Source organism: Streptomyces sp. NPDC002176 (assembly GCF_044903645.1).
In the GTDB taxonomy this organism is placed as follows: Bacteria; Actinomycetota; Actinomycetes; order Streptomycetales; family Streptomycetaceae; genus Streptomyces.
In genome coordinates this window covers 804,565-827,925 of record NZ_JBJDQW010000001.1, presented here as the reverse complement: position 1 = coordinate 827,925, position 23,361 = coordinate 804,565, and the positions used below count along the sequence as shown (strand labels likewise).

The window sequence follows — 23,361 nt, the reverse complement described above, 5'->3', positions numbered from 1 at the left end:
CTTCGGGTGCTTCGGGGCGAGGCGCCGAGTGCGCCTCGTCACCGGGAGGTGTCGGCCGATCCCGCGACCCGCGCCGACGCCACGGCCACCAGCAGGCCCAGGCCGACGCAGGCCGCGCAGACGAGGAACATCGTCTGGTAGCCGGTGGCCTGGGCGACCAGGCCGAGGGAGCCGCTGCCCGCGGCGAGGCCCACGGTGAAGCAGGCACCGAAGGTGGACAGCGCCGTGGCGCGCTGGCGTTCGCTGACCGAGCGGACCACGAACAGCCCCAGCACCGGGTAGATCTGCCACATGCCCAGACCGACGAGCACACCGCCGATCACCCCCGTACCGAGGTCGTCCGACACCCCGATGAGCGCGACCCCCAGAGCCTCGACGAGGAACAGACCGGCGAGCGCGACGGGTCGCGTGGCCTCCCAGCGAATCCAGGTGCCCGCGACGCGCAACAGCACCACGGTCAGGGAGTACGCGGTGACCACCGCCGCACCCCCGGCGACACCGAGGCTGTTGAACTTGGCCACCGCGAAGCTGGAGACCGCCGCGAAGCCGAACGCGGTAAAGATCAGCGCGACGCTGGGCAGCGCGGTGCCGAGCAGTGCCCGGCCCTGCTCGATGTCGGCCCGCTCCGTCTTCGCGGCGAGGCGCACCTCGGGTACGCACAGAGCGAGGGGGATGACGAGCAGGGCGATCAGGCCGGAGATCACGAACATGCTCGCGGTGCCCACCAGATGCTCGATCACCGTACCCAGCGGAGCGCCCACGCCGATGGCCACGTAGTTGACGGTGCCGCCCAGTCCCAGCGCCCAGCTCTGCCGGTCCTTGGCGACCAGCTGGACCGGCCAGACCCCGGTCGCGGCCAGCATCACGCCCATGCCGACGCCCACCAGCATGCGCAGGGCGATGAGTTCGGCGATCGAGCCGGCCAGCGGATAGCAGACGGTGGCGAGCGAGGTCAGCACCGTGCCGCCGATGGTCAGGGCCCGGGCGCCGAGGCGGTTCATCAGCGCGCCGGACACCGGGCGGGACAGCAGCGAGGTCAGCGCGTAACCGCCGATGACCGCGCCGACCTCCGCCGGGCCACCGTGCAGGTGGTCGGTGACATGGCCGGGCAGGACCGGGATGGTCAGAGCGAACGGCATGTAGCCGATCCCACTCGCCAGCGAGATCAACAGCGCGTGCCGTAGAGATCGCTTGTCGGTGGTCTCGACCGCAGGCTCCGACGGCTCTAAGCCGGTCCGCATAGATTCACTCCCCGTGTCTGGCAACCCACGATCACCGAGCTCGATCGACTGCTCCGGATCGTGAGGCTAGCGGAACTACCGATCGGTATGCCGGGCCACCGTCCCGTCCGACGCGCCGGATGCCCGCGCCGCGTTCGCTCACCTGCCCGACTCGCCTGGGGCGGAAGGGCCGTTGGCGACTCGCGGGCACCCGGCTGCCTCTACGATTGGCCCCGTTGCCCGTCCCGCGCGACGCGACCGGGCACAGCCACGCCCGCGTGGCTGAACGCGGAGGGAGCAGAGTGTCGAATCCCCGGCTGGACGACCACTTCGTGGCCGTCGGCCCCGGCCGAGCCGTCCGGCTCGGTCCCGTGCCCGGCGGCGGCCAGGACCGCCCGCCGCACGACCACGGCCACCCCGTGCTCACCGAAGTGCTGCGCGAGCTGCGGGAACGGGAGAAGCACACCGTGGGACGGCCGATCGCCTACTACGAGGACAGTCCCTGAGGTGAACCACGGTCCGGACGGGGGAGCGGCGGACACGGCGGACGTGCACGCGTCGGCCCCATGGCCGCACCGGCTGCTGGACGTGCCCGCCCTCCGCGCGGCGGGCACCGAACCGGTCCCGTTCCACCAGTTCGTCCTGAAGCTCAACAGCCGCTGCAACCTCCTCTGTCACTACTGCTACGTCTACAACGCCGCCGACGACTCCTGGCGCGGCAGACCCGCCCGGGTCACCCAGCCGGTGCTGGAACGCAGCGCCACCCGGATCGGGGAGCACGTACGCACCCACGGCCTGCGCGAGATCCGGGTCGAACTGCACGGGGGAGAGCCGCTTCTGGGCGGCCCTCGTACGGCGCTCGCGCAGGTCGACGCGGTGCGCGCCGCCGTACGGGCCGCGGCGGGGCCGGAGTGCGCGGTGCGGGTCAGCGTCCAGACCAACGGCACCCTGCTCAACCCCGACGCGGTGGACCAGCTCGCGGCGGCCGGTGTCCGGGTCGGCGTCAGCCTCGACGGCGGCCGCCCCGAGCACAACAAACGCCGCGTCGACCACGCCGGACGCCCCGCCTGGGACGCCGCCACCCGCGGCCTCGCCCACCTCGCCCGCAGCCCCGAGGCGTACGCGGGCATCCTGTGCACCATCGACCTCGACCTGGACCCCGAGGACGTCTACGACTCCCTGATGGAGTTCCGTCCCCCCGCCCTCGACCTCCTCCTGCCGCACGCCAACTGGGCGTTCCCACCGCCCGGCAAGGGCCCGGCGACCGTCACGAGCGCGCCCTACGGCGCATGGCTGGCCCGGGTCTTCGACCGCTGGTTCGACGAGGACCACCGGCCCTGCCGTATTCGGATCTTCACCGAAATCATCGGCCTGCTCCTCGGATTCCCCAGCCGCGCCGAAGCCGTGGGACTCTCCCCGGTCGCCGCCGTCCTGGTGGAGACGGACGGCGCCATCGAACAGGTGGATTCCCTGAAATCGGCATATGCCAACGCGCCCTCGACCGGGATGAACGTCTTCCGCAACAGCTTCGACGAGGTGCTGGAACACCCCGGCATCGCGGCCCGGCAACTGGGCGCCCTCGCCCTGTCCCGCGACTGTCTGACCTGCCCGGTCGTGCGCGTGTGCGGGGGCGGGCACTACGCCCACCGCTATCAGACGGGCACCGGATTCCGTAACAGGTCGATTTACTGCACAGATCTCGCTCTGCTCATCAGGCATATCGCACGAAGAATCGAACCGGTTCTGCGATCCGGACCGCTCCTGACCGATTGAACGCATTCTCATTGCACCGCAGTTGAAGCCGCGTCAGAATCCTTGCGTGAGCATGGACGGGGGAGTGGGCACGGCCGAGGACGTCTGGCGGGCCCAGAGCATATGGTCCCAGGCGGCCAACCGGCACAAGGCGGCGATCGGCCGGGCACGCGCGGCGACCCTGGGCGCCGTCGTCTGCGCGGCCGTCTTCGGCGCCGCCGCCTCGCAGCTGATGCCGCACAGCCCGGTGACCGGCCGGGTGTGCGCCTTCCTGGCCCTGCTGGCCGCGGGCGCGGCCCCGCTCGCCGCCCGGGGAGCCGCGCCCGACCGGGTCCGGGACTGGACCCGGTTGCGCTCGGTGTCCGAGGAACTCAAGAGCGAGCTGTACGTCCGGCTCGCCCGGGTCGCCCAGTACCGGCAGACGGACGTCCGCGACCGGGTGCTGCGCGAGCGCACCGACGCCGTGCTCGCCGAGGCCGCCGACCTGGAGGCCGCCCTCGCGGGCCTGCGCCCGGTCGAGCGCCCGCTGCCGCCCGTCCAGGACATCACCGGCTATGTCGAGGCGCGGCTGCGGCCCCAACTGGAGGGCTACTACCGGCCGAAGACGGTGGAGATGGGCGAGCGGGCCCGGCTGGTCGAGCGCTGGGGGCAGGTGCTCGCGGCGGTCTCCGTGGTGCTGGGCGCGGTCGCCGGAGCCTTCGCGGTGGAGGAGGCGGCCGCCTGGATACCCGTCGTCGCCGCCGTCTCGGCCGCCGTGGTCTCCCACGGGGCGTCGGCGCGCTATGTGGCCCAGCAGATGGAGTTCGGCCGGACCGCCGGTGAGCTGGAGCGGCTGCTGCGCTGGTGGCGGGAGGCCGACCCGGTCACCGAAGCGGACGCCGACCGGCTGGCCGAGCGGGCCGAACACGTCGTCTCCGTACAGAACGAGGGCTGGATGGCCAAGTGGATCGCGGACTGAAGGCGGGGCGAGGGTGGTCAGGGTGTTCATCAGTCACAGCACCAGCGCGGATGAACGGACCGGACGCCTGCTGGACGCGTTCGCCGAGGGCCTGGACGACAGGAAGCACGAGGTCCTGCTCGACAAGCGCATCAAACTGCCGGGCCGCCCCTGGGAGCTGAAGCTCGCCAAGTTCCTCGGCGAGTGCGACGCGGCCCTGGTCCTCGTCAACAAGGCGGCCCTGGGCTCCCCCTGGGTGCGGCGCGAGACCAACATCCTGCACTGGCGCAAGACCCTGTACCCCGGCATGGTGCTGGTCACCGTCCTGGTGGACGGCGTCGGCGCGGGCGAGCTGCGCGACTCCGGCCTGCGCTATCTGGCCACCGACGACGTGGAGCGGATGGGCCCGGACACCGCCCTGGAGGTCGCCCGGCTCGTCGGGCTCTTTCCCCGGCTGCGGCAGGCGGGCGACGACGGAGTCGGCCTCTGGCTGGAGAACATCGGCATCGTGCTCCGCGAGATCAAGGACCAGTCCGTCTTCGCCCGGATGGCCCGCGAACTCGACATCCCCGCCGAGGAACACACCGCCCTGATACCCGGCTTCGCGCCCCTGCTGCTGGCCTCGCAGATGCTCGACACCCATGAGGTGGACCATCTCCTCAAGGCGATCCTCGTCGCCCGCATGGGCGGCCTGGAGCGGGAACGGGTGGACGACCTGGCCCGGATGATCCTGCCGGTCTGGGTCGACCGCGACGACGCCCGGCGCATCGTCAGCGACATCGACGGCACGGTGCGCCGCGTCGTCGTCCTGACCGTGAACACCCCGCTGATCGGCCACCATTACCTGGCCAGGGCGTTCTGCGTGGACACCCGCAGCTACTACATCGCCGAGGCCGACGGCCGCCCGCCCGGTGACGACGACCCCGAGGACCACCTCCTCGACCAGTGCGAGCGGGCCGTGAAGTACGCCATCGGCCTGGACGAACACGACGAACTCGACGGCGCCGAGGAGCCCCGCGGCTTCGGCCGGCTCTTCCTGCTGCTGGACGCCACGCGCTGCGACCTGAGCGTGGTCCACCGCGTGCTCGACCGGCTGCACGGCAAGGTCTCCTGGCTCAACGTCCTGGTCATCCCCGGCCGGGGCGTCGACGTCCGGGAGAGCTGGCCGGGAAACCCCGACGAAGTGCTGGTTCTCGACCCACGGTTCGAGGCCGGGCATGAGACGCTGGTCACGGCCGTCGACCGGCGGGTGCGGGATTGCGTACAGCCCAGCGGCAGGAGGGCGTGGTGACCCAGGAACAGACCGGCGCACGTGAGCGGTCCGGCGAACGGGGCGGCACCGACTGGCTCGACACCCCCGACCGGGGCGACGGACGCGTCTATGTGATCGCCCCGGAACTCGACTTCGCCGTCCGGGTCGCCCTCGCCACCGGCCGCCCGCTGCTGCTGCGCGGCAGGCCCGGCTCCGGAAAATCCTCCCTCGCGCCCTACATCGCCCGCGAGTTGGGCTGGCGGTACTACGAGCACGTGGTGACCTACCGCACCCAGCCGCGCGAACTGCTGTGGAGCTTCGACAGCGTCCGCAGGCTCGGTGACGCCCAGGTAGCGGCCCGCCGGGGCGACGCCCCCGACGACGCGGCCTACGTCCAGCCGGGCGTGCTGTGGTGGGCGCTCGCGCCCGAGTCCGCCCGCAGGCGCGGCAGGCCCGACGGCGCGGAGATCACCGACCCGTGCCCCGACCCCTTCGACAAGGTCAACTCCGGCCGCAGCCAGGACCACGCGGTCGTCCTGATCGACGAGATCGACAAGGCCGACCCGGACGTGCCCAACAGCCTTCTCGTACCGCTCGGTTCGCACCGCTTCCGGGTGGCGGAGATCGGCCGGGACATCGAGACCGAGCAGCCCGTGCTCCCGGCCGACGCCCACGGCACCGCCCGCGCCCGGCACCTGGTGGTGCTCACCACCAACGAGGAACGCGAGCTGCCCCAGGCCCTGTTGCGCCGCTGTGTGGTCCACATGCTGCCCGAGCACGACCAGCGCATGCTGGTGAAGATCGCCAAGGAGCACATGGAGGACGGTCCGGGCGAGGTGACCGCCGCCGACCTGGAACTCGCCGAGGCCGTCGCCGAGAAGCTGATGGAGGTCCGCGACCAGGCCGGAAAGCAGGACGTACGCCGTCCCAGCACCGCCGAGTACATGGACGCCCTGCGCGCCTGCCGGGCCCTCGGCATCCGCCCCGGCGACGACGAATGGCGGCTGCTGACCCGCAACGTGCTGATCAAACCGCAGCAGATGACGGGCGACCCGGCGTGAGTGGCGAGGTCCGGCTCGATGACGGGCGACTGACCGGCGAGGTCTGGCTCGGTGACGTGGCGCGGGCCGCCAGGGCCCTCGGCACCCGCTCCCCGGAGGACTACGCGCGCATCGCCGCCCTCCTCGGCATGGGCGGCACACCCGCCGGACCACCGGGCCCCGGCGAGGCGGACCTCACCCCCGACGAACCCGGCCGCCAGGCACCGGCCCGCCCCGAGGACCCCGGCAGGCCCCCCGCCGAGGACCCCGACCCCTCCGTCTTCGGCCGCCGCGACGAGCCCGCCGAACACGCCACCGTCACCGTGCTGGTCCCCGGCGACGAGCCGCACCGCCCCCACCACAGCTGGGGTACCCCCTCGCTGCCCCGCCCGCGCGGCCGGGGCGAGGCCGCCCCGAAGCCCCCGCACCTGCCGCTGCTCGCCCCCCGCTCCACCGCCGCGCTGCTCACCTCGGTGCTGTCCCGGATCGCGCCCGAAGGCGAACTCGACGTCGACCGGGCCACCGAGGAACTCGCCCACGCCCGCCCGCTCACCGCCATCCCCCGGCTGCCGCTGGCCACGCTCCGCCACGGGGTGCAGATCCTCGCCGACACCTCCCGCGCCATGGAACCCTTCGCCCGCGACGTGGAGGACGTGATCGGTCATGTCCGCGCGCTCGCCGGAGTCGCCGGAACCCAGGTGCTGCGCTTCGCCGACGTCCCCACGCGGGGGGCGGGCGAGCGCGCGCGGGCCACCTGGCGGCGCCCCTACCTGCCGCCCCGCCCCGGTGCCCGGGTGCTGATCCTCTCCGACCTCGGCGCGGGCGGACCGGCCCTCAACCCCTGGCGGGCCACCGAACAGGAGTGGCGGGCCACCGTCGGCGCCATCCGCCGCCGCGGCTGTGCCCCCGTCGCCCTCGTACCGCTGCCCGAGCGCCACTGGCCCCGCTGGGCCCGCACCCTGCTGCCGCTGGTGGTCTGGGACCGGGGCACCACCGTCGGCAAGGCACTCGGGGCCCGGCATTGAACGCGGAGCAGCGGCCGGGGCGGACCCTCGCGGTGCTGCTCAGCGTCGCCGCCCGGATCGAACCGGAGCTGATGCGGGCGGTCCGGCTGCGCGCGGCCCCCGGACTGGACGTCGCCGCCGAGGTGGACCTGTGGTTCGGCGACCTCGTCACCCACCGGGGCTTCGGATACGTCGAGCTGAACCCGGCCCTGCTGGCGGAGCTGCGCGCCGAACTCACCGACCGGCTCGCGCAGGCCCGCGAGAACGACCCCGTCCACCGGCTCTGGCCCACCTTCCAGGAGTTACGCGCCGGTGCCTCCCCGGCCATGGTCGCCCAGGAGACGGCGACCTGGCAGGCGGTGAGCGGGCGGCCCGACGCCGACGTCCGCATCGAGGAGGCGCTGCGGCCCGCGCTGCGCGCGCTGGTCGAGGAGGAGCGCGACGCCGTCGCCCGCTGGTTCACCGAGGTGTGGGAGACCCTGCCCGACCGCGTCCAACGCTCCACCACCGCATGGCAGTTGCTCACCCTCTCCGCCGTACGCCTGACCCTCGACCCGCCGGAACCGCCGCCGCCGCTGCGGCGGCTCGCCCTCGCCGACGTGGCGATCATCGCGGAGGGGCTGCCGACGACCCGGCTGCACCTCGGCTGGGACGGCCCCCGGCTGATGCTGAGCGACTCGCCCCTCGATCCCGGCCAGTTCGCCATCACGGTCCCCGACACCGACCCGCGGGTGGTGGAACTCGTCACCGCCAGCTCCACCCGGACCATCCTGATCGGCCGGGACACGGCCGTGGAGGAGTGGGTCGGCCCCGACGGGGGACTGCTGCACACCGCCGACGGAGCCACGTACACCCTGCCCACCCCGCTCGTCCGGCAGCCCGGCCCGCTGCCGGAGGCCGCCCCCGAGGAGCAGGCCCCCCAGCGGCCCGGCGCCGGGCACATCAGCATCTGCTACGCGGGCGAGAGCCGCCCCTGGGCGCTGTGGACCGCGCACCAGCTGGACCGGGCGGGCTGCACCACCACCCTGCTGCACTGGGACACCGCCACCCGCACCCCCACCGAATCGCTGAGCGCCCTGCTCGCCGCCCCCGGCCGCGTCCTGCTGCTCATCAACGAACGCGCCCTCCGGCCCGACCTGCGCGACGAGTCCGCCTGGGCCGAGGCGTGCGGGCTGATCGTCCAGCCGCACCGCGACCGCTTCGCCGCCATCGCCCTGTCCTACGAGCCGCTGCCCGAGGCCATGGACATCCTGCGCGCCGTCGACGTCGCCGGACTCGACGAGGCCGAGGCACGCCACAAGATCCTGCGGCGGCTCGGCATCGAGCCCGGCGAGGACCCCCGGAACCCGGACGGCCCGCGCTTCCCCAACGACCCGCAGCAGGCCCGCGAGGCCCCCCGGCGCAACGGCTACTTCACCGGCCGCAAGGACGACCTGGAGGAGCTGTCCGAACTCCTCGGCCAGGCGGGCGCCCGCGTCGTCCTGCACGGCATCTCGGGCGTCGGCAAGACCCACCTGGCCACCGAGTACGCCCACCGCTACGGCGACGGCTACGACGTGGTGTGGTGGGTCACCGCGGCACAGCGCGGCACCGCCCGCGAGGAACTCGCCGCGCTCGCCGCCCATCTGGACCTGCCGGTCGCCCGTGACGTCGGCGAACGCATCCGCGCCGTCCACGCCGAGCTGCGCCATCGCGGCGGGCCCCGCCGCCGCTGGCTGCTGATCTTCGACGGCGCCGACGACCTGGGCGAGATACGCGACCTGCTGCCCGAGGGCCCCGGCGATGTGCTGATTACCAGCCTCAGCCGGGACTGGGCCGCCCTGCTCGGCTTCCAGGAGTACACGGTGCGCCCCTTCACCCGGAAGGAGAGCACCGCGTTCATCCGCCGCCGGGTCCCGAGGGCCACCGAGGAGCAGGCCGTGCGCCTGGCCGAGGCCGCTCAGGACCTGCCGCTGGTGCTGGCCCAGACCACCGCCTGGCTGATCGCCGACCCCGCCGAGTCCGTGGACGCCTATCTGGACGACCTGGACCGCCAGTCCCCGGAGGAACTGGCGGTGCGCACCGAGGACGACTACCCCATGGGCTTCGTACGCTCCTGGGGCCTGCTGCTGAACTCGCTGCGCGAACGCGACCCCGAGGCCGCCGAACTCATCGAGCTGATGGTGCTGTTCTCCCCGGACGCCATCCCGGTGCGCCTCATCGAGACCGCCCCCGCCTCGGTGTTCTCCGGCCGCCTCGCCCGGGTCCTCGCCGACTCCGCCCGCTGGCAGAGCGCCCTGGCCAGCCTCGCCGACCTCACCGCCATCCACCTCACCTACAGCCAGGACCCGTCCCTGGAGTACGGCGTGGAGTCGGCGCGGATGCACCGGCTCTACCACCGCTATGTACGCGGCGGCCTCAGCCGCGGCCGCTGGGCGGAGCTGTCCCGCGCCGCCAACGCCGTCCTGGCCGCCGCCAACCCCGGCCGCCCGGCCGACCGGCGCGGCTGGCACACCTACACGGCCCTCATCCCGCACCTCGACTTCGCCGACACCCTGGACCGCGACGAGCCGGGCGTGCGCCGACTGGTGCTGGACTGCGTCGACACCCTCAGGCTGCGCGGTGAGTACGACACCGGGCTGCGACTGTGCCAGCAGGCGGTGGCCCGCTGGCGGCCCCGGTACCCGGACGCCGACGCCGACATGCTGATCCTGGTCCACCAGCACGCCAACCTGCTGCGTCGGGTGGGCCGTTACCGTGACGCCGAGGCGGTCGGCCGGGCCGCGGTGGCCGAGCTGTCCGGCAGCCGCGCCCCCGACGACCCCGAACTGCTGCGTACGAAGGACGGGTTGGGCGGCACCCTGATGGCCCTCGGCCAGTTCCAGCGCTCCCGCGACCTGTTCGAGGAGGTCTGGCGGGGCCACACCGGCCGTTCGGGCCCCCAGGAACCGCGCGCGCTGCGGGCCCGCAGCAACATGGCCCTCACCCTCGGCCTGCTCGGCGAGTACGAGGAATCGCTGCGCATCCACCGGGAGTTGTTCGAACTACGGGCCCACGACCTCGGCGCCGACCACTACGAGACGCTCTACTCCGGACTGTGCCTGGCCTGGATGACCCGGTTGCTCGGCCGCTACCGCCAGGCCCTCACCGTGCAGGAGAACAACGCCCGGCTGCACAGCCGGGTCCTCGGACCGCGCCACCCGCAGACCCTGCGCGCCGAGCACAACCTCGCCCAGTGCCTGCGCCGCGACGGCCGCCTCGACGAGGCCACCACCCTGTTCACCAGCGTCCTCGCCCGCTCGCAGCAGGTGCAGGGCGAACTCCACCCCGACACCCTGATGATGGCCTCCGACCACGCCACCCTGCTCCGTATGAGCGACCCGCGCGGCGCTCACGACCTGGCGGGCGCCCTGTACGACCGCTATCTGCGCCTGCTGGGCCCCGACCACCCCTACACCGCGGGCTCCCTCGCCAACCTCTCCCTCGCCCAGTGGGCCGACGGCGACGAACGCGGCGAGTCCGAGGTCTCCGCGCACAACGCCTGGCAGCTGATGTCCCGTGCCGTCGGCGACGACCACCCCTGGACCATGGGCTGCCGTCTCAACCTGGCCGCCCGGCTCGCCGAGAACGACCAGACGGCGATCAGCCTCGCCCACGACAGCGAACTGCACCGGGCGGCCGCCCGGCACCTCGGCACCGACCACCCCCTCACCCTCGCCGCCGCCACCGCCCGCGCCTGCGACCTGCTCACCCTCGGCAGGCCCGAGGACGTGGAGGAACTGCGGCGCGACACGGTGGCCCGGCTCCGCGAGACCCTCGGCCCCCAGCACCCCCACACCCGCTCGGCGGAGGCACTCAAGCGCCCCCACTGGGACTTCGAACCCCAGCCCATCTGACCCGTCAGCAAGGCTCCGCACCCGGTGCGGCGCGGCCGCGGAGGTGACGACACCCATGACGACACCCGAGGACAGCCCGAGAAGCGCCGACGACCGGCACATCACGATCAGCTACGCCGGATTCAACCGGCCCTGGGCCGCCTGGATCGCCCACCAGCTCGCCGCACGCGGCCACCAGGTCGCCCTGGCACGCTGGGACCCGCGCGTCGACGTGCCCTTCGAGGACGAGTTCGGCACCCTCGCCCGCGCCCCCGGCCGGGTCCTCCTCGTGCTGGACAACTGGTACTTCGGGCTCGGCCCCATCCCCGAGGACGACTGGAACCGGGTGCTGCGCGACACCCTCGGCCGACAGCCCGGACGGTTCGCCGCCGTCACCGTGGCCACCCAGCCCGTCCCCGAGGCCGTACAACTGCTGGACCCCGCGGACCTGCACGACCTGGACGAGCAGGAGGCGGCCCGCAGGCTGCTGCGCCGACTCGCCATCGACCCCGCCCTCCCGGCCCGGCCCGCACCCGCGGCCGCGCCCCGCTTCCCCAACGAACCCCCCGAGGTCTTCGACACCCCCCGCCGCAACCGCCGCTTCACCGGCCGCGACGCCGAACTGGACGGCATCCGCGCCGCGTTCACCGGGCCCACCCCCGCGGACGGCGCCGCCCGGATCGTGCTGCACGGCATCAGCGGCACCGGCAAGACCCAGATAGCCATCGAGTACACCCACCGCTTCGGCAGCGACCACGACGTGGTCTGGTGGATCGACGCCAGCCACCGCGCCAAGGCCCGCGAGCGCCTCGCCGCCCTCGCGCCCCGGCTGGGCCTGCCGGTGGGGGAGCGGATCGGCGAGCGGATCAGGGCCGTGCACGAGGCCGCCCGCGCCGCCCCGCCCGGCCGCTGGCTGCTGGTCTTCGACGGCGCCGAGGACCCCGCCCAGCTCACCGACCTCCTCCCGGACGGCCCCGCCCACGTCCTGCTCACCGCCACCACCCGCGACTGGTCCGGCGTCCCCGGCACCCAAGTGAGCGGCGTCCGCTCCTTCACCCGTACCGAGAGCGTCGCCTACGTACGCCGCCGCGCCGCCCGGCTCGACCCCGCCGAGGCGGACGAGCTGGCCGCCACCCTGCTCGACCTGCCCCTGCTCCTCGCCCAGAGCTCCGCCTGGCTCGCGGCCAACGGCGACGTGACCCCCGCCGAGTACCTGCGGCTGCTGAAGCACGAGATCACCGGCGACGAAGGCAGCGCGGGCGACGCGGACGACGACACCGGCGCCTACCCCGAAGGCTTCCGCACCGCCTGGTCCACCACCCTCGCCACCCTGCGCGAACGCAACCCCGAGGCCGCCGAACTCCTCAACCTGCTGGCCTTCTTCGCCCCCGACGAGATCCCCGTCCGCCTGCTCACCGAGGTGCGCCACGGCGACCTCCCGCCCGCCCTGGACGAACTGGTCCGCGACCCCCGCTCCTGGCACCTCGCCCTGCGCGGACTCTCCGAGTTCACCGCGGTACGCCTCGACTACGAACAGGACCTGGCCGAGAACCCGGCCGTGGAACAGGTCCGGATGCACCGCCTCTACCAGCGCTTCCTCCGCGAGAACCTCACCCCCGAGGAACGCCGGACCTACGCCGAGACGGCCTGCCAGGTTCTCGTCGGCGCCGACCCCCGGCGCCCCGCCGACACCCGTGACTGGGAGCGCTACGCCCTGCTGGTCCCGCACCTCGGCTTCGCGGGCGCCTTCGACTCACCTCGCGCCGCCGTCCAGGACCTGGTGCTGAACTGCGTCGAATACCTCCGGGTGCGCGGCGAGTACCGCACCGCGCTGGTGCTCTGCGAGGAGGTGCACACGCACTGGCGGCGCGACCTCGACCCCGCCCACGGCGCCCTGCTCTCCCTCCAGCACAAGCTGGGCGGCATCCTGCGCATGGCCGGCCGCTATCCGCGCGCCGAACGGCTGGGCCGCGCGGTGGTCACCCGGCTGGAGGCCGACCGGCCCGAGGACCACCCCGAACTGCTGCGCGCCAAGGACGCGTTGGGCAGCACCCTGCTGGCACTGGGCCAGTACGGCCGGGCCCGCGAACTGTTCGCCGAGGCGGCGGCCCGCTTCGCGGACCAGTTCGGCACCGAGGCCCCGCAGACCCTCGCCGCCCGCCACAACCAGGGCCTCGCCCTGCTGCTCCTCGGCCGCTACCCGGAGGCCCGCGCGATCCTGAGGGACGTGCTCCAGATCCGGCAGCGGCGGCTGCGCTCCCGCCACCACCTCACCCTGCACTCCGGCGCCGTCTACGCACGCCTGATCCGGATGCTCGGCGACTACCCCGAGTCGGTGTCCCGGCTGGAGCAGATCGTCCGCATGCTCCGCCAGCTCTCCGACGAACGGCACCCGCAGTCCATCATGGCCGACCACCAACTGGGCGTCTCCCGCCGCCGGTCCGGGGACTACGCCGAGGCGGAGGAGCGGCTGTCCGGCGCCGCCCACCGCGCCGCCCAGGTCCTCGGCCCGCGCCACCCCGACACCCTGGTGATCCAGTCCGACCACGCCGCCTTCCTGCGCGAACACGGCGACCTCCAGACGGCGGTACGCGTGACGGAGTCCGTCGCCCAGCTCTACGGCGAACTCCTGGGACCCCAACACCCTTACACCGTCGGCGCGCTGGGCAATCTCGGCCTGGCCGTCGGGCACACCGGCGACCACCGGCGGGCGCTGGCCCTGGCCGAGACGGCCTACCGGGGCATCGCCGACGCGGTCGGCCGCGACCACCCGTGGGCGCTGGGCTGCGCGCTGAACCTGAGCGGCGCCCGCAGCCTCGCCTACGACGTGCCGGGCGCCCACGAGCTGAGCCGGGAGACCGCCCTCGGCGCGGCCCGCCTGCTCGGCGCCACCCACCCCCTGGCGCTCTCCGCGCGCGCCGCCCTCGCCGACGACCTGCGCGGCCTCGGCGAATCGGCGGAGGCGGCCGGACACGAGCGGTACGCCGTACGCACGTTGAGCGCCACCCTCGGCCCGGAGCATCCGCACACCCGGGACGCCCAGCGCAGGCTGCGCCCCTACTGGGACTTCGAACCGCAGCCGCTGTGAGAGCGGTCGAGTCCCCGGCCGGGAACCATTCGGTCGTTCCCGGGCGTTGCCGGAAGTGTCCGGACCGGCAAGTATGCGGGGCAGTTGGGTATGCGTAGCCCGAACGGCACGCGCCGCCTTCCCCGACCGTCACTCCCGTGCAGGAGTCAGCCCATGACCGTAGGGCGCTTGACCTATCCGCTGCCCGTGTCGCTCGTCCACGCCGGGGTCAGCAACGGCTGGGCGCAGTGGATCGGGTGGGTGCTCGGCCAGGAGGGCTGCGCGGTGGACACCATCCGGTGGTCCCCGCTCAGCAGGCTGCCCGACATGGCGTCGCTGGAGGCGTTCTTCGGCCGCCCCGGCCGCGTCCTGCTGGTCCTGGACGACTGGTACCTGCGCTTCGACACCGGACGCAACCAGGAGTGGGCGGGCGTGCTGCGCGAGGTGATGCCACGGCTGCACGACCGGGTCGGCGCGGTCACCGTGACCACCCGCGCCCTGCCCGACGAGGCGGTCAGCCTGGGCGCCGTCACCCTGCGCGGGGTCGGCCCGGAGGAGGCCCGGCGCCGGGTGCTGGCCGAGGTGGGGCTGCTGCCCGGCGCGCCCTACTCCCGCCGCGACGAGGGCCCGCGCTACCCCGAGGACCCGCCGGACGTGTCCAACACCCCGCGCCGCAACCCCCGGTTCACCGGCCGCGAGGACCTGCTGAACGAGATGCACGACGTGCTCGACTCCGGCGGCGAGCACGGCAGCCGGGTGCTGCTGCACGGGCCGCCCGGCGTCGGCAAGAGCCAGGCCGCCGTCGAGTACGCCCGCCGGTTCGGCAGCGAGTACGACCTGATCTGGTGGGTCCCGGCCGCCACCAAGGCGGCCGCCCGCGAAGGGTTCGCGGCGCTCGCCAGAGAGGTCGGACTGAGCGAGGGCGACCAGCTCACCGGGCAGATCGAGGCGGTGCAGGGGGCGCTGGGACGCGACGAGAAGGGGCGCTGGCTGATCATCTTCGACGGCGCGGAGGACCTCGACGGCATCGCGCCCCTGCTGCCCGAGGGACGCGGACAGGTCCTGCTCACCGCGCAGAACACCGGCTGGTCCCGGTACGGCGCCAAACCGTACGCCCTGCCGCCCTTCGCCCGTACCGAGAGCGTCGCCTTCGCCTGCCGCCGCGCACCCCGGATGACCGAGGCCCAGGCCGGTGAACTCGCCGACGCCCTGGGCGATCTGCCGCTCGTCATCGACCAGAGCGCCGCCTGGATCGACGCCCACCCCGCCGCCGACATCCCCCGCTATCTGCGCGCCCTGCGGCCCACCGGCTCCGGCCCCGAGGCGCCCGAAGTCCCCGTCGCACACCGGCAGGTGTGGGCCCAGACCCTCGACTCACTGGCCGCGCGCTCGCCCTCCGTGTACCAACTGCTGCTCCTGCTCACCTTCTTCTCGCCCGACATGCTCCCGGTACGGCTGCTGCGCTCCGCCCGCCCCAGCGACCTGCCCGGCCACCTCGCCGGACCCGTCACCGAACCCGGCAGCTGGGACGCCGCGTTGCTGACGATCTCCGAACTGACCTCCATGCGTGTGGAGTTCGCCACCGAGGCCGGACAGGACACCACCACCAGCGTGGTGTCGCTGCGGATGCACCGCAGCTTCCGCCGCTTCATCCGCGACTCGCTCACCCCCGAGACCGAGCGCGGCTACGCCGCCACCGCCGCCCGCGTCCTGGTCGCCTCCGACCCCGGCGAACCCGGCTCGCCGCGCAACTGGCACCGCTACGCCGAGATCCTCCCGCACCTCGAACCCTCCGGCGCCCTCGACTCCGACGACGGCGACGTCCGCCAACTCCTGCTGAACTGCGTGGACTACCTCCGGGTGCGCGGCGAGTACCAGGACGGCTACGCGCTGACCCGCCGGGTGCTGGGCCGCTGGCGCCGCACCTCCGAGCCGACCGACCGCGCGGTGCTGGCCGCCAGCCACCAGCAGGCCCGGATGCTGCGCGGCCTCGGCCGCTACCGGGAGGCGGAGCGGGTCGACCGCTCCATCCTCGGCCTCCTCTCCGAGGCAGGCGTCGACAGCGGCCTGGAGCTGCTGCGCGCCAAGGACGGCCTCGGCGCCACCCTGATGGCCCGCGGCCGCTACGACGAGGCGCGCGCCCTGTACGAGGAGGCCGCGCAGAACGCCACCGACTGGCTCGGCGACCGCTATGTCCCGCAGACCCTCCAGTTCCGCACCAACCTCGCCCTCGCGCTCGGCCTCCAGGGCCACTACGAGCAGTCCGGCAAGCTCCACCGCGAGGTGTACGAACGCCGGGTCGGCCTCCTCGGCGGGCGGGCCCGCCGTACCCTCCAGTCCGGCTACTACACCGCCCGTATGCTGCGCCTGCTCGGACGCCTGCGGGAGGCGCGCAGCCTCCAGTCGTACAACGTGCACCTGATGCGCCGGACCCTCGACGAGGCCCACCGGCAGACCCTGCTCGCCGAGCACAACCTCGCCCTGTGCCTGCGGCGCGACGCCGAGTTCGAGGAGGCGCGCGAGATGATGCGGGACTCCCGCAGGCGCCTCAAGGAGGTCAGCGGCGCCGACCACCCCGACGTGCTCATGGTCTCCCTCGACTACGCGATGCTGCTCCGCGTCCTGGGCGACCGTCCCAAGGCGCGCGGGCTGGCCGAGAGCGCCGCCGAGTCGTACGCCCAGCGGCTGGGCGAACTCCATCCGTACGCGATCGGCGCCCGCAACAACTGCGCGCTGACGCTGCTGGACGACGGCGAGGCCGAGGACGGGCTGCGGCTGGCGGAGGAGTCGACCCGGCAGATGGAGGCCGCGATCGGGCGGGACCACGTCTGGGCGCTGGGCTGCGCGATGAACTGCACGGCCGCCCTCGCCGCCGTGGGCGACCTGGAGCAGGCCGAACGGCTGGGCCGCGACGCCCTGCGCCGGGCGATCCCCGCCATGGGCTCCGCGCACGTCCTGTCCGCCAACCTCCGCGCGGCCCTCGCCCTCGACCTGCGCGCCCTGGGCCGCCGGGAGGAGTCGGCCACCCTGGAACGCCTCGCCCTGAACACCCTCTCCGCCAGCCACGGCGCCAACCACGACCAGACCCGCTACATGCGCTCCCACTCCCGCCCGTACTGGGACTTCGAACCCCAGCCGATCTGACGCAGCTCCCCGCTGGACTCACGCGCTCGTGGGCGGGCCCGGGGTCCGCTGGTTGTAGCGGCGGGCCGCCCGGTCGTTGAGGGCTCGGCCCGCCTTGTTGAGGGCCCGGCGCCAGGGGGTGCGGGGAGTGCGCAGGGAGTGGCCCTGGCGCAGCGGGCGGGGGTGGTCGTCGGCCGGGGACCGGGGGAGGGTGCGGGCGGCCAGACCGGTCGCCCGGGTCGTGGCCGTGGGGGCCACCCCGTGCGCGACCGAGGCCAGCCGGGCGGCCGGGGTGAGGACCACCCGGGTACGGCGGCGCTCCACCGCCTGCACGACCTTCTCCGCCGCCCGCTCCGCGTCCATCGACAGCACCGGCGTGCCCGCGAGCGTGGAGAACCAGGCGTACTCCGCCTCCGCCTGCCCGCCGAACTCGGCCTGGAGGTGCGAGCCGGTGCGCATCAGGCCCGGATGGACGGTCGTCACGCTCACCGCGCTCCCGGCCGTCTCCGCCTGGAGCCCCTCGCCCAGCGCCCGTACGGCGGCCTTCGCGCAGGAGTAGGGGACGAGGTGCGGCGGGGAGACCAGGGCGCCGACCGAGCCGATGAGGCCGAGGCGGCCGCCCGCCGGGCTGCGGCGCAGATGGGGGAGCGCGGCCAGGCAGGTGTAGAGGGTGCCCTCGAAGATCGTCGCCATGGCGTCCCGGAAGGCGGCGCTGCCCGCCGCCTCGGCCGGGGCGACCTGGATGACGCCCGCGTTGGCGATCACCACGTCGAGGCCGCCGGTCGCCGCCACCGTCTCCTCGACCACCGCCGACACCGCGGCCTCGTCCCGTACGTCGCACACCACCGCGCGCACCGTGCGGCCGGTCCGGCGCCGTATCCAGCCCATCGCACGGGCCAATTCGTCGGAATCCCGCGCGAGTATCGTCACCTCGCATCCGCGAGCCGACAGCCGCGCGGCCGTCAGCAGGCCGAGACCGCGGGAGCCGCCGGTGACCAGTGCGGACATGCCCTCGGACAGGGTTTCGTCGCTGCGCGTCATGACGCCGCCTTTCGCCGAAAAGCTCGCAAATGCGACTTCGAGTGCCCGATTTCCCGCTGTGGCGACGGGTGCGCGGTCCGGCAACACTGGATTCATCCGTGCCTGGAAGCAGGTGGACCATGAGCAGCATCGAAGAGTCGGTCGAGGTCCGAGTACCCGTCCGCACCGCGTACGACCAGTGGACCCAGTTCAAGAGCTTTCCCCGGATCATGACCGCCGTGCAGCGCGTGGACCAGGTCGGCCCCGCGATGACCCGGTGGAAGGTGAAGGCGGGGCTCTTCAGCAAGGAGTTCATGGCCGAGATCGTGGAGCAGGAACCGGACTCGCTGATCGCCTGGCGAAGCGTGGGGCGCGACCCCTGGCTGTGGGGCGACGTGTCCTTCCGCGCGGCCGCGCCGGACCGCACCGTCATCACGGTGAAGATGCACATCGAGCCGCGCGGGCTCAGCGGCAGGCTGCCGGGATCGGCGGACCGGGCGCGCCGGGTCGTCCGCGAGTCGCTGGAGAACTTCAAGGAGTTCATCGAGGGCCTCGGCGACGCCAGCGGCGCCTGGCGGGGCTCCATCCACCACGGCCGGGTCTCGCCCTCCGAGCCGGACCCGCCCAGGAGCCGCGTCCCCAAGTGGCCCGTCGGCTGACCCCCGGGCCGACACGCGACACCGGACGACCCGGACGACCCCGGCGGTCCGCGTTCCGCAGGACAGAGCGAGAGGCATGTGTCATGAAGAAGGCGCCGAAGCACGAGCCGGACGAGCCACTGACCGTCAGCCCGCCCAAGAAATGGGCGGCGGGCGTCCCCGCGGTGACGCACGCCCTGGAGTACTCCCTCGACGAGGCGACGCTGAAGACCACGGCGACGACGCTGCTCACCATGAACCAGGTCGGCGGCATCGACTGCCCCGGCTGCGCCTGGGCCGACCCGGCACCGGGCCACCGGCACATGAACGAGTACTGCGAGAACGGTGCCAAGCACATCAACGACGAGGCCACCGGGCGCCGGATCACCCGCGACTTCTTCCGCGCCCACCCCGTCTCCTGGCTCAACGAGCAGAGCGACCTCTGGCTCAACCAGCAGGGCAGGCTCACCGAGCCGATGATCAAGCGGGCCGACTCGGACTACTACGAGCCGATCAGCTGGGCCGACGCGCTGGACCTGCTCGCCGACGAGCTGAAGGCCCTGGACTCGCCGGACGAGGCGTGCTTCTACACCTCCGGCCGGGCCAGCAACGAGTCGGCGTTCGTGCTCCAGCTCTTCGCCCGCGCCCTCGGCACCAACAACCTGCCCGACTGCAGCAACCTGTGCCACGAGACCAGCGGCTTCGGCCTGCACGAGACGCTCGGCACCGGCAAGGGCACCGTCTCGCTGGACGACATCTACCAGTCCGACCTGGTCTTCCTCGTCGGCCAGAATCCGGCGACGAACCACCCCCGCCAGCTGTCCGCGCTGGAGGAGTGCAAGGACAACGGCGGCAAGATCATCTCGGTGAACACACTGCCCGAGGCCGGTCTGATGCGGTTCAAGAACCCCCAGCAGATCCGGGGCGTCATCGGCGACGGCGTCAAGATCTCCGACCTCTTCCTGCACATCCGCAGCGGCGGCGATCTCGCGCTGTTCCAGGGCCTCAACAAGCTGCTGCTGGAGGCCGAGGACGCCGCGCCCGGCACGGTGCTCGACCACGACTTCATCAACGACCACACCTCCGGCTTCGAGGAGTTCGCCGCGCACGCCCGCAGCATCTCCTGGGACGACATCCTCACCGCCACCCAGCTCACCCGGGAGCAGATCGAGGAGGCCCACGACTACGTCATGCACGCCAAGAGCGCCATCGTCTGCTGGGCCATGGGCGTCACCCAGCAGAAGCACGGCGTGCCGACCGTCCGCGAGATCATCAACTTCCTGCTGCTGCGCGGCAACCTGGGCCGGGTCGGCTGCGGCGCCAGCCCCGTGCGCGGACACAGCAACGTCCAGGGCGACCGCACCATGGGCGTGTGGGAGCAGATGCCCGACGAGTTCCTGGACGCGCTCAAGTCCGAGTTCCGCTTCGACCCGCCCCGCCACCACGGCTACGACGCGGTGAAGGCCGTCAAGGCGATGGCCGAGGGCAAGGTCAAGGTCTTCCTGTCGCTGGCGGGCAACTTCGTACGCGCCGCCCCCGACACCCATGTCACCGACGCAGCCATGCGCCGCTGCAAGGTCACCGCGCAGATCTCCACCAAGCTGAGCAAGGCGCACACCGTCACCGGCGAGACCGCGCTGATCCTGCCCTGCCTCGGCCGCACCGAGATCGACATCCAGGCGGGCGGCGTCCAGTTCGTCACCGTGGAGAACACCTCCAGCGAGGTGCACACCTCCTACGGCAAGCTCCGCCCCGCCTCCCGGCTGCTGCTCAGCGAGGTCGCCATCCTGTGCCGCCTGGCCGAGCGCACCCTCGGCGACCAGGTCGACGTCCCCTGGCTGGAGTTCGAGGCCGACTACGGCAACATCCGTGACCGGGTGGCCGAGATCATCCCGGGCTTCTACGACTTCAACCGGAGGGTCTCGCGGCCCGGCGGCATCAAGCTCCCGAACCCGGTCAACGAGGGCGTCTACGCCACCGCCACCGGCAAGGCCATGTTCACCGTCAACCAGTGGGACATGTCCGCGGCGCCCCCCGGCCACCTGGTCCTGCAGAGCACGCGCTCGCACGACCAGTGGAACACCATCCCGTACACCAACAACGACCGCTACCGCGGTATCCACGGACGCCGCAACATCATCATGATCAACCCCGAGGACATGGTCGATCTCGGGCTGATCCGCGGGCAGTTCGTCGACATCATCGGCGTCTGGCACGACGACGTCGACCGCCGGGTGGAGGGCTTCGAGGTCATCCCCTACCCGACCACCCGAGGGTGCGCGGCCGCGTACTACCCGGAGGTGCAGCCGCTGATCCCGCTCGACAGCGTCGCCGAGATCAGCAACCAGCCCACCTCCAAGGGGTTCGTGGTCCGGCTCGAACCGGGCAGCCCGCCGCCCGGCACCAAGCCCACCCACTGGCACGAGTGACCCCCGCCGCCGCTGCCGCCCTCACTCCGGGGGCGGCAGCAGCGTGCCCAGCGGACCCAGGTCCAGGTTGAGATCCTCCATCGTCAGGCCGTACCGCTCGCACAGCCCGGTCATCCGGTCGTGCAGGAGCATCAGCGTCGCCCCGAGCCGCTCTTCCTCCTCCTCGGTCAGGTCACCCTGGTCGACGCGGTTCAGCGCCTGCCGCTCCATCAGCTGACGCAGCAGCTCCACCAGGGTCAGGACCAGCTTCATCAGGTCCCGCTCCACCGTGTCGGGATCAGCGGTGATCCGGCGCGCCGGGACGGACGCCCGCTCGCCGGAGGGGGCCAGATCGGCGGGGGCCGCGGGCAGTAGCCGGAACGCGCGCTCGGCGGCCGCCGCGACCTCGGCCCTGCGCCGCTCCGGCCCGCCCCGCGTCTCGTCAGCCGTCATGCTCGCCCCGCTGCGCGATCGACCGCGTCTCCGCGAACGGAGAAGGCACCTCCGCGCTGATGGACACGATCAGCGCCCGCAGCGACACCCGTACCAGGTCGATCCCGGCGATGGACAGCACCACGTCGCCGGTGAGCACCACCCCGCCGCTCAGCAGGCGGTCAAGCAGGTCGATGAGCGCGACCTGCCGCTGCGCCAGCGGCTCGTTCGCGGCCTGCCGGTCGGGCGTCGTCATGCTCCGGTCTCCTCGGGCTCCTCCGGTGCCATCGCGAAGGAGTACGGCGCCCACGGCCCGGTGATCTCGACCCGCACCCCCGCCAGCCCGTCGGCGGCCCGCGCCACCTCGGCCCGGAACTCCTCGCCCCTCTCCAACGGCACCAGATAGGCGTCGTTCATGACGTTCTCGCCCGCCGCCTCGGCGAGCGTCCCCTGCTGCACCCGGTGCCGGGCCCGCTCGGTGGCGTACGCGCGCCCCGCCGCCTCGATGCCCTCCGCCGCCCGCTGGGCCGACTGGTGGACGGTGTCCCGATGGTGCTGCTGCTGTCTGCGGCCGCGCAGGTAGGAGCGGCCGGGGCTCAGTTCCGCCTCGGTCGGGGCGGCCGGGGCCTCCGGAGCCGCCGAGGGGTCCACATAGACCTTCACCCCCCATTCGACGTGCCCCGAGAGCCGCGTCAGCCGGTCCGTGAAGAACTCCCGCCCGCTGTCCAGCACTTCGCGCGCCCGCGTGTCGTCCAGATACACGGTGGCCAGGCGCAGCGGCAGCATCGTGGTGTGCGCGGCGACCGCCTCCACGACCCCGTGATGGGCGCGGGCCACCGCCGACAGCCAGTCCAGGTCCTCCAGCCGACGGCGCAGCGCCTCCTCGCGGAAGTCCTCCGCCGGTACCTTGCTGGCCACCAAGGCCAAGCCGTCGCCGCCGGGCACCAGGTGCACGGGGGCGCCGACCACGCCCTCCAGCGCGGCCACCCGCTCCGCCAGCGCGTCGTCGGCGCGGGTCACGCCGTAGACGTAGGTCATGGGGTCACTCATGGCGGGCCCGCTTCCGGCGGCGGGCGGGGCGCGGCTCAGGCTCCGGCTCCGGTTCCTCCTCCACTTCGCCCTCTTCTTCCTCCTCCTCCTCTTCCTCGGGTTCCTCTTCCTCCCACTCGGCCTCTTCCACCTCCTCCTCGGGCTCTTCCTCCGCCTCTTCCTCCTCCTCGTCCAGCAGCTCCGGCTCGGCCTCGAGAAGCTCCTCCGGCTGCCGGAGCGACGCCAGTTCGGCCCGCAGGCGGGCGTTCTCCTCGGCGAGCGAGTGCTCGCCCCGGGCCCGCGAGGACAGCGAGGGATCGTGCTCCCACCAGTCGATGCCCATCTCCTTCGCCTTGTCGACGGAGGCGACCAGCAGCCGGAGTTTGATGGTCAGCAGCTCGATGTCGAGCAGATTGATCTGGATGTCCCCCGCGATCACGATGCCCTTGTCCAGGACGCGTTCGAGGATGTCGGCGAGGTTGGCGGACGAGCCCTGCCCGTACGGCTGCGCCGCCCGCGACGGGGAGGAGCCGAGCCGGTTGCCCAGTGGTTCACTCACGGTGGTGGCCTCGTGTTTCCCTAGCG

General features: G+C 73.1%; 17 protein-coding genes. 11 read left to right on the top strand and 6 right to left on the bottom strand.

Annotated features, from left to right (window positions below; all coding sequences use genetic code 11):
- Positions 1 to 38: 38 nt before the first annotated feature.
- Complete coding sequence (locus ACI2LY_RS03605; protein ID WP_404705665.1) at positions 39 to 1,241, bottom strand: MFS transporter; 1,203 nt, start codon at positions 1,239 to 1,241, stop codon at positions 39 to 41.
- Between the two features lie 281 nt (positions 1,242 to 1,522).
- On the opposite strand from ACI2LY_RS03605, the gene ACI2LY_RS03600 reads away from it, so the two are divergent.
- From ACI2LY_RS03600 to fxsT (ACI2LY_RS03560), 9 genes are all read left to right on the top strand, one after another.
- Entirely contained in the window at positions 1,523 to 1,726 is a 204-nt protein-coding gene (locus ACI2LY_RS03600; RefSeq protein ID WP_404705664.1) for a hypothetical protein, read from the top strand.
- A 1-nt stretch (position 1,727) separates the two neighbouring features.
- Positions 1,728 to 2,993: an FxsB family cyclophane-forming radical SAM/SPASM peptide maturase gene (locus ACI2LY_RS03595; RefSeq protein WP_404705663.1), complete on the top strand. Its 1,266-nt coding sequence runs from the start codon at positions 1,728 to 1,730 to the stop codon at positions 2,991 to 2,993.
- Between the two features lie 52 nt (positions 2,994 to 3,045).
- Complete coding sequence (locus ACI2LY_RS03590) at positions 3,046 to 3,930, top strand: DUF4231 domain-containing protein (RefSeq protein ID WP_404706469.1); 885 nt, start codon at positions 3,046 to 3,048, stop codon at positions 3,928 to 3,930.
- Between the two features lie 22 nt (positions 3,931 to 3,952).
- Positions 3,953 to 5,200 (top strand): toll/interleukin-1 receptor domain-containing protein, encoded by a 1,248-nt coding sequence (locus ACI2LY_RS03585; RefSeq protein WP_404705662.1) that lies wholly within the window; start codon positions 3,953 to 3,955, stop codon positions 5,198 to 5,200.
- Positions 5,197 to 6,222: an AAA family ATPase gene (locus ACI2LY_RS03580; RefSeq protein ID WP_404705661.1), complete on the top strand. Its 1,026-nt coding sequence runs from the start codon at positions 5,197 to 5,199 to the stop codon at positions 6,220 to 6,222. Before ACI2LY_RS03585 ends, ACI2LY_RS03580 begins: the two co-directional genes overlap by 4 nt.
- A complete protein-coding gene (locus ACI2LY_RS03575) occupies positions 6,219 to 7,226 on the top strand; it encodes a hypothetical protein (RefSeq protein WP_404705660.1) in 1,008 nt (335 codons plus the stop codon). The genes ACI2LY_RS03580 and ACI2LY_RS03575 overlap by 4 nt, the downstream gene beginning before the upstream one ends.
- Positions 7,223 to 11,080: an FxSxx-COOH system tetratricopeptide repeat protein gene (fxsT, locus tag ACI2LY_RS03570; protein WP_404705659.1), complete on the top strand. Its 3,858-nt coding sequence runs from the start codon at positions 7,223 to 7,225 to the stop codon at positions 11,078 to 11,080. The genes ACI2LY_RS03575 and fxsT (ACI2LY_RS03570) overlap by 4 nt, the downstream gene beginning before the upstream one ends.
- A gap of 55 nt (positions 11,081 to 11,135) precedes the next feature.
- Positions 11,136 to 14,147 carry an FxSxx-COOH system tetratricopeptide repeat protein gene (gene fxsT, locus ACI2LY_RS03565; RefSeq protein WP_404705658.1) on the top strand — a complete coding sequence of 1,004 codons (3,012 nt, stop codon included), beginning with the start codon at positions 11,136 to 11,138 and terminating at the stop codon, positions 14,145 to 14,147.
- A gap of 153 nt (positions 14,148 to 14,300) precedes the next feature.
- Entirely contained in the window at positions 14,301 to 17,270 is a 2,970-nt protein-coding gene (gene fxsT / locus ACI2LY_RS03560) for an FxSxx-COOH system tetratricopeptide repeat protein (protein ID WP_404705657.1), read from the top strand.
- Between the two features lie 18 nt (positions 17,271 to 17,288).
- On the opposite strand, the gene ACI2LY_RS03555 is transcribed toward fxsT (ACI2LY_RS03560), so the two are convergent.
- Positions 17,289 to 18,290, bottom strand: coding sequence for an SDR family NAD(P)-dependent oxidoreductase (locus tag ACI2LY_RS03555; RefSeq protein WP_404705656.1), 1,002 nt, complete (start codon positions 18,288 to 18,290; stop codon positions 17,289 to 17,291).
- Between the two features lie 119 nt (positions 18,291 to 18,409).
- Between ACI2LY_RS03555 and ACI2LY_RS03550 the strand changes: the two genes are divergently transcribed.
- Positions 18,410 to 18,928 (top strand): SRPBCC family protein, encoded by a 519-nt coding sequence (locus ACI2LY_RS03550; protein WP_404705655.1) that lies wholly within the window; start codon positions 18,410 to 18,412, stop codon positions 18,926 to 18,928.
- A gap of 83 nt (positions 18,929 to 19,011) precedes the next feature.
- Positions 19,012 to 21,336 carry an FdhF/YdeP family oxidoreductase gene (locus ACI2LY_RS03545; RefSeq protein ID WP_404705654.1) on the top strand — a complete coding sequence of 775 codons (2,325 nt, stop codon included), beginning with the start codon at positions 19,012 to 19,014 and terminating at the stop codon, positions 21,334 to 21,336.
- A 21-nt stretch (positions 21,337 to 21,357) separates the two neighbouring features.
- Here the strand turns inward: ACI2LY_RS03545 and ACI2LY_RS03540 are convergent, their stop codons facing one another.
- From ACI2LY_RS03540 to ACI2LY_RS03525, 4 genes are read right to left on the bottom strand one after another with little or no spacing between them, the layout of a single operon-like run.
- Positions 21,358 to 21,768: a gas vesicle protein K gene (locus ACI2LY_RS03540; protein ID WP_393912246.1), complete on the bottom strand. Its 411-nt coding sequence runs from the start codon at positions 21,766 to 21,768 to the stop codon at positions 21,358 to 21,360.
- Positions 21,758 to 22,003: a gas vesicle protein gene (locus ACI2LY_RS03535; protein ID WP_404705653.1), complete on the bottom strand. Its 246-nt coding sequence runs from the start codon at positions 22,001 to 22,003 to the stop codon at positions 21,758 to 21,760. Before ACI2LY_RS03535 ends, ACI2LY_RS03540 begins: the two co-directional genes overlap by 11 nt.
- Positions 22,000 to 22,797 carry a GvpL/GvpF family gas vesicle protein gene (locus tag ACI2LY_RS03530; protein ID WP_404705652.1) on the bottom strand — a complete coding sequence of 266 codons (798 nt, stop codon included), beginning with the start codon at positions 22,795 to 22,797 and terminating at the stop codon, positions 22,000 to 22,002. Before ACI2LY_RS03530 ends, ACI2LY_RS03535 begins: the two co-directional genes overlap by 4 nt.
- Positions 22,790 to 23,335: a gas vesicle protein gene (locus tag ACI2LY_RS03525; protein ID WP_404705651.1), complete on the bottom strand. Its 546-nt coding sequence runs from the start codon at positions 23,333 to 23,335 to the stop codon at positions 22,790 to 22,792. The genes ACI2LY_RS03530 and ACI2LY_RS03525 overlap by 8 nt, the downstream gene beginning before the upstream one ends.
- Positions 23,336 to 23,361 lie beyond the last annotated feature (26 nt).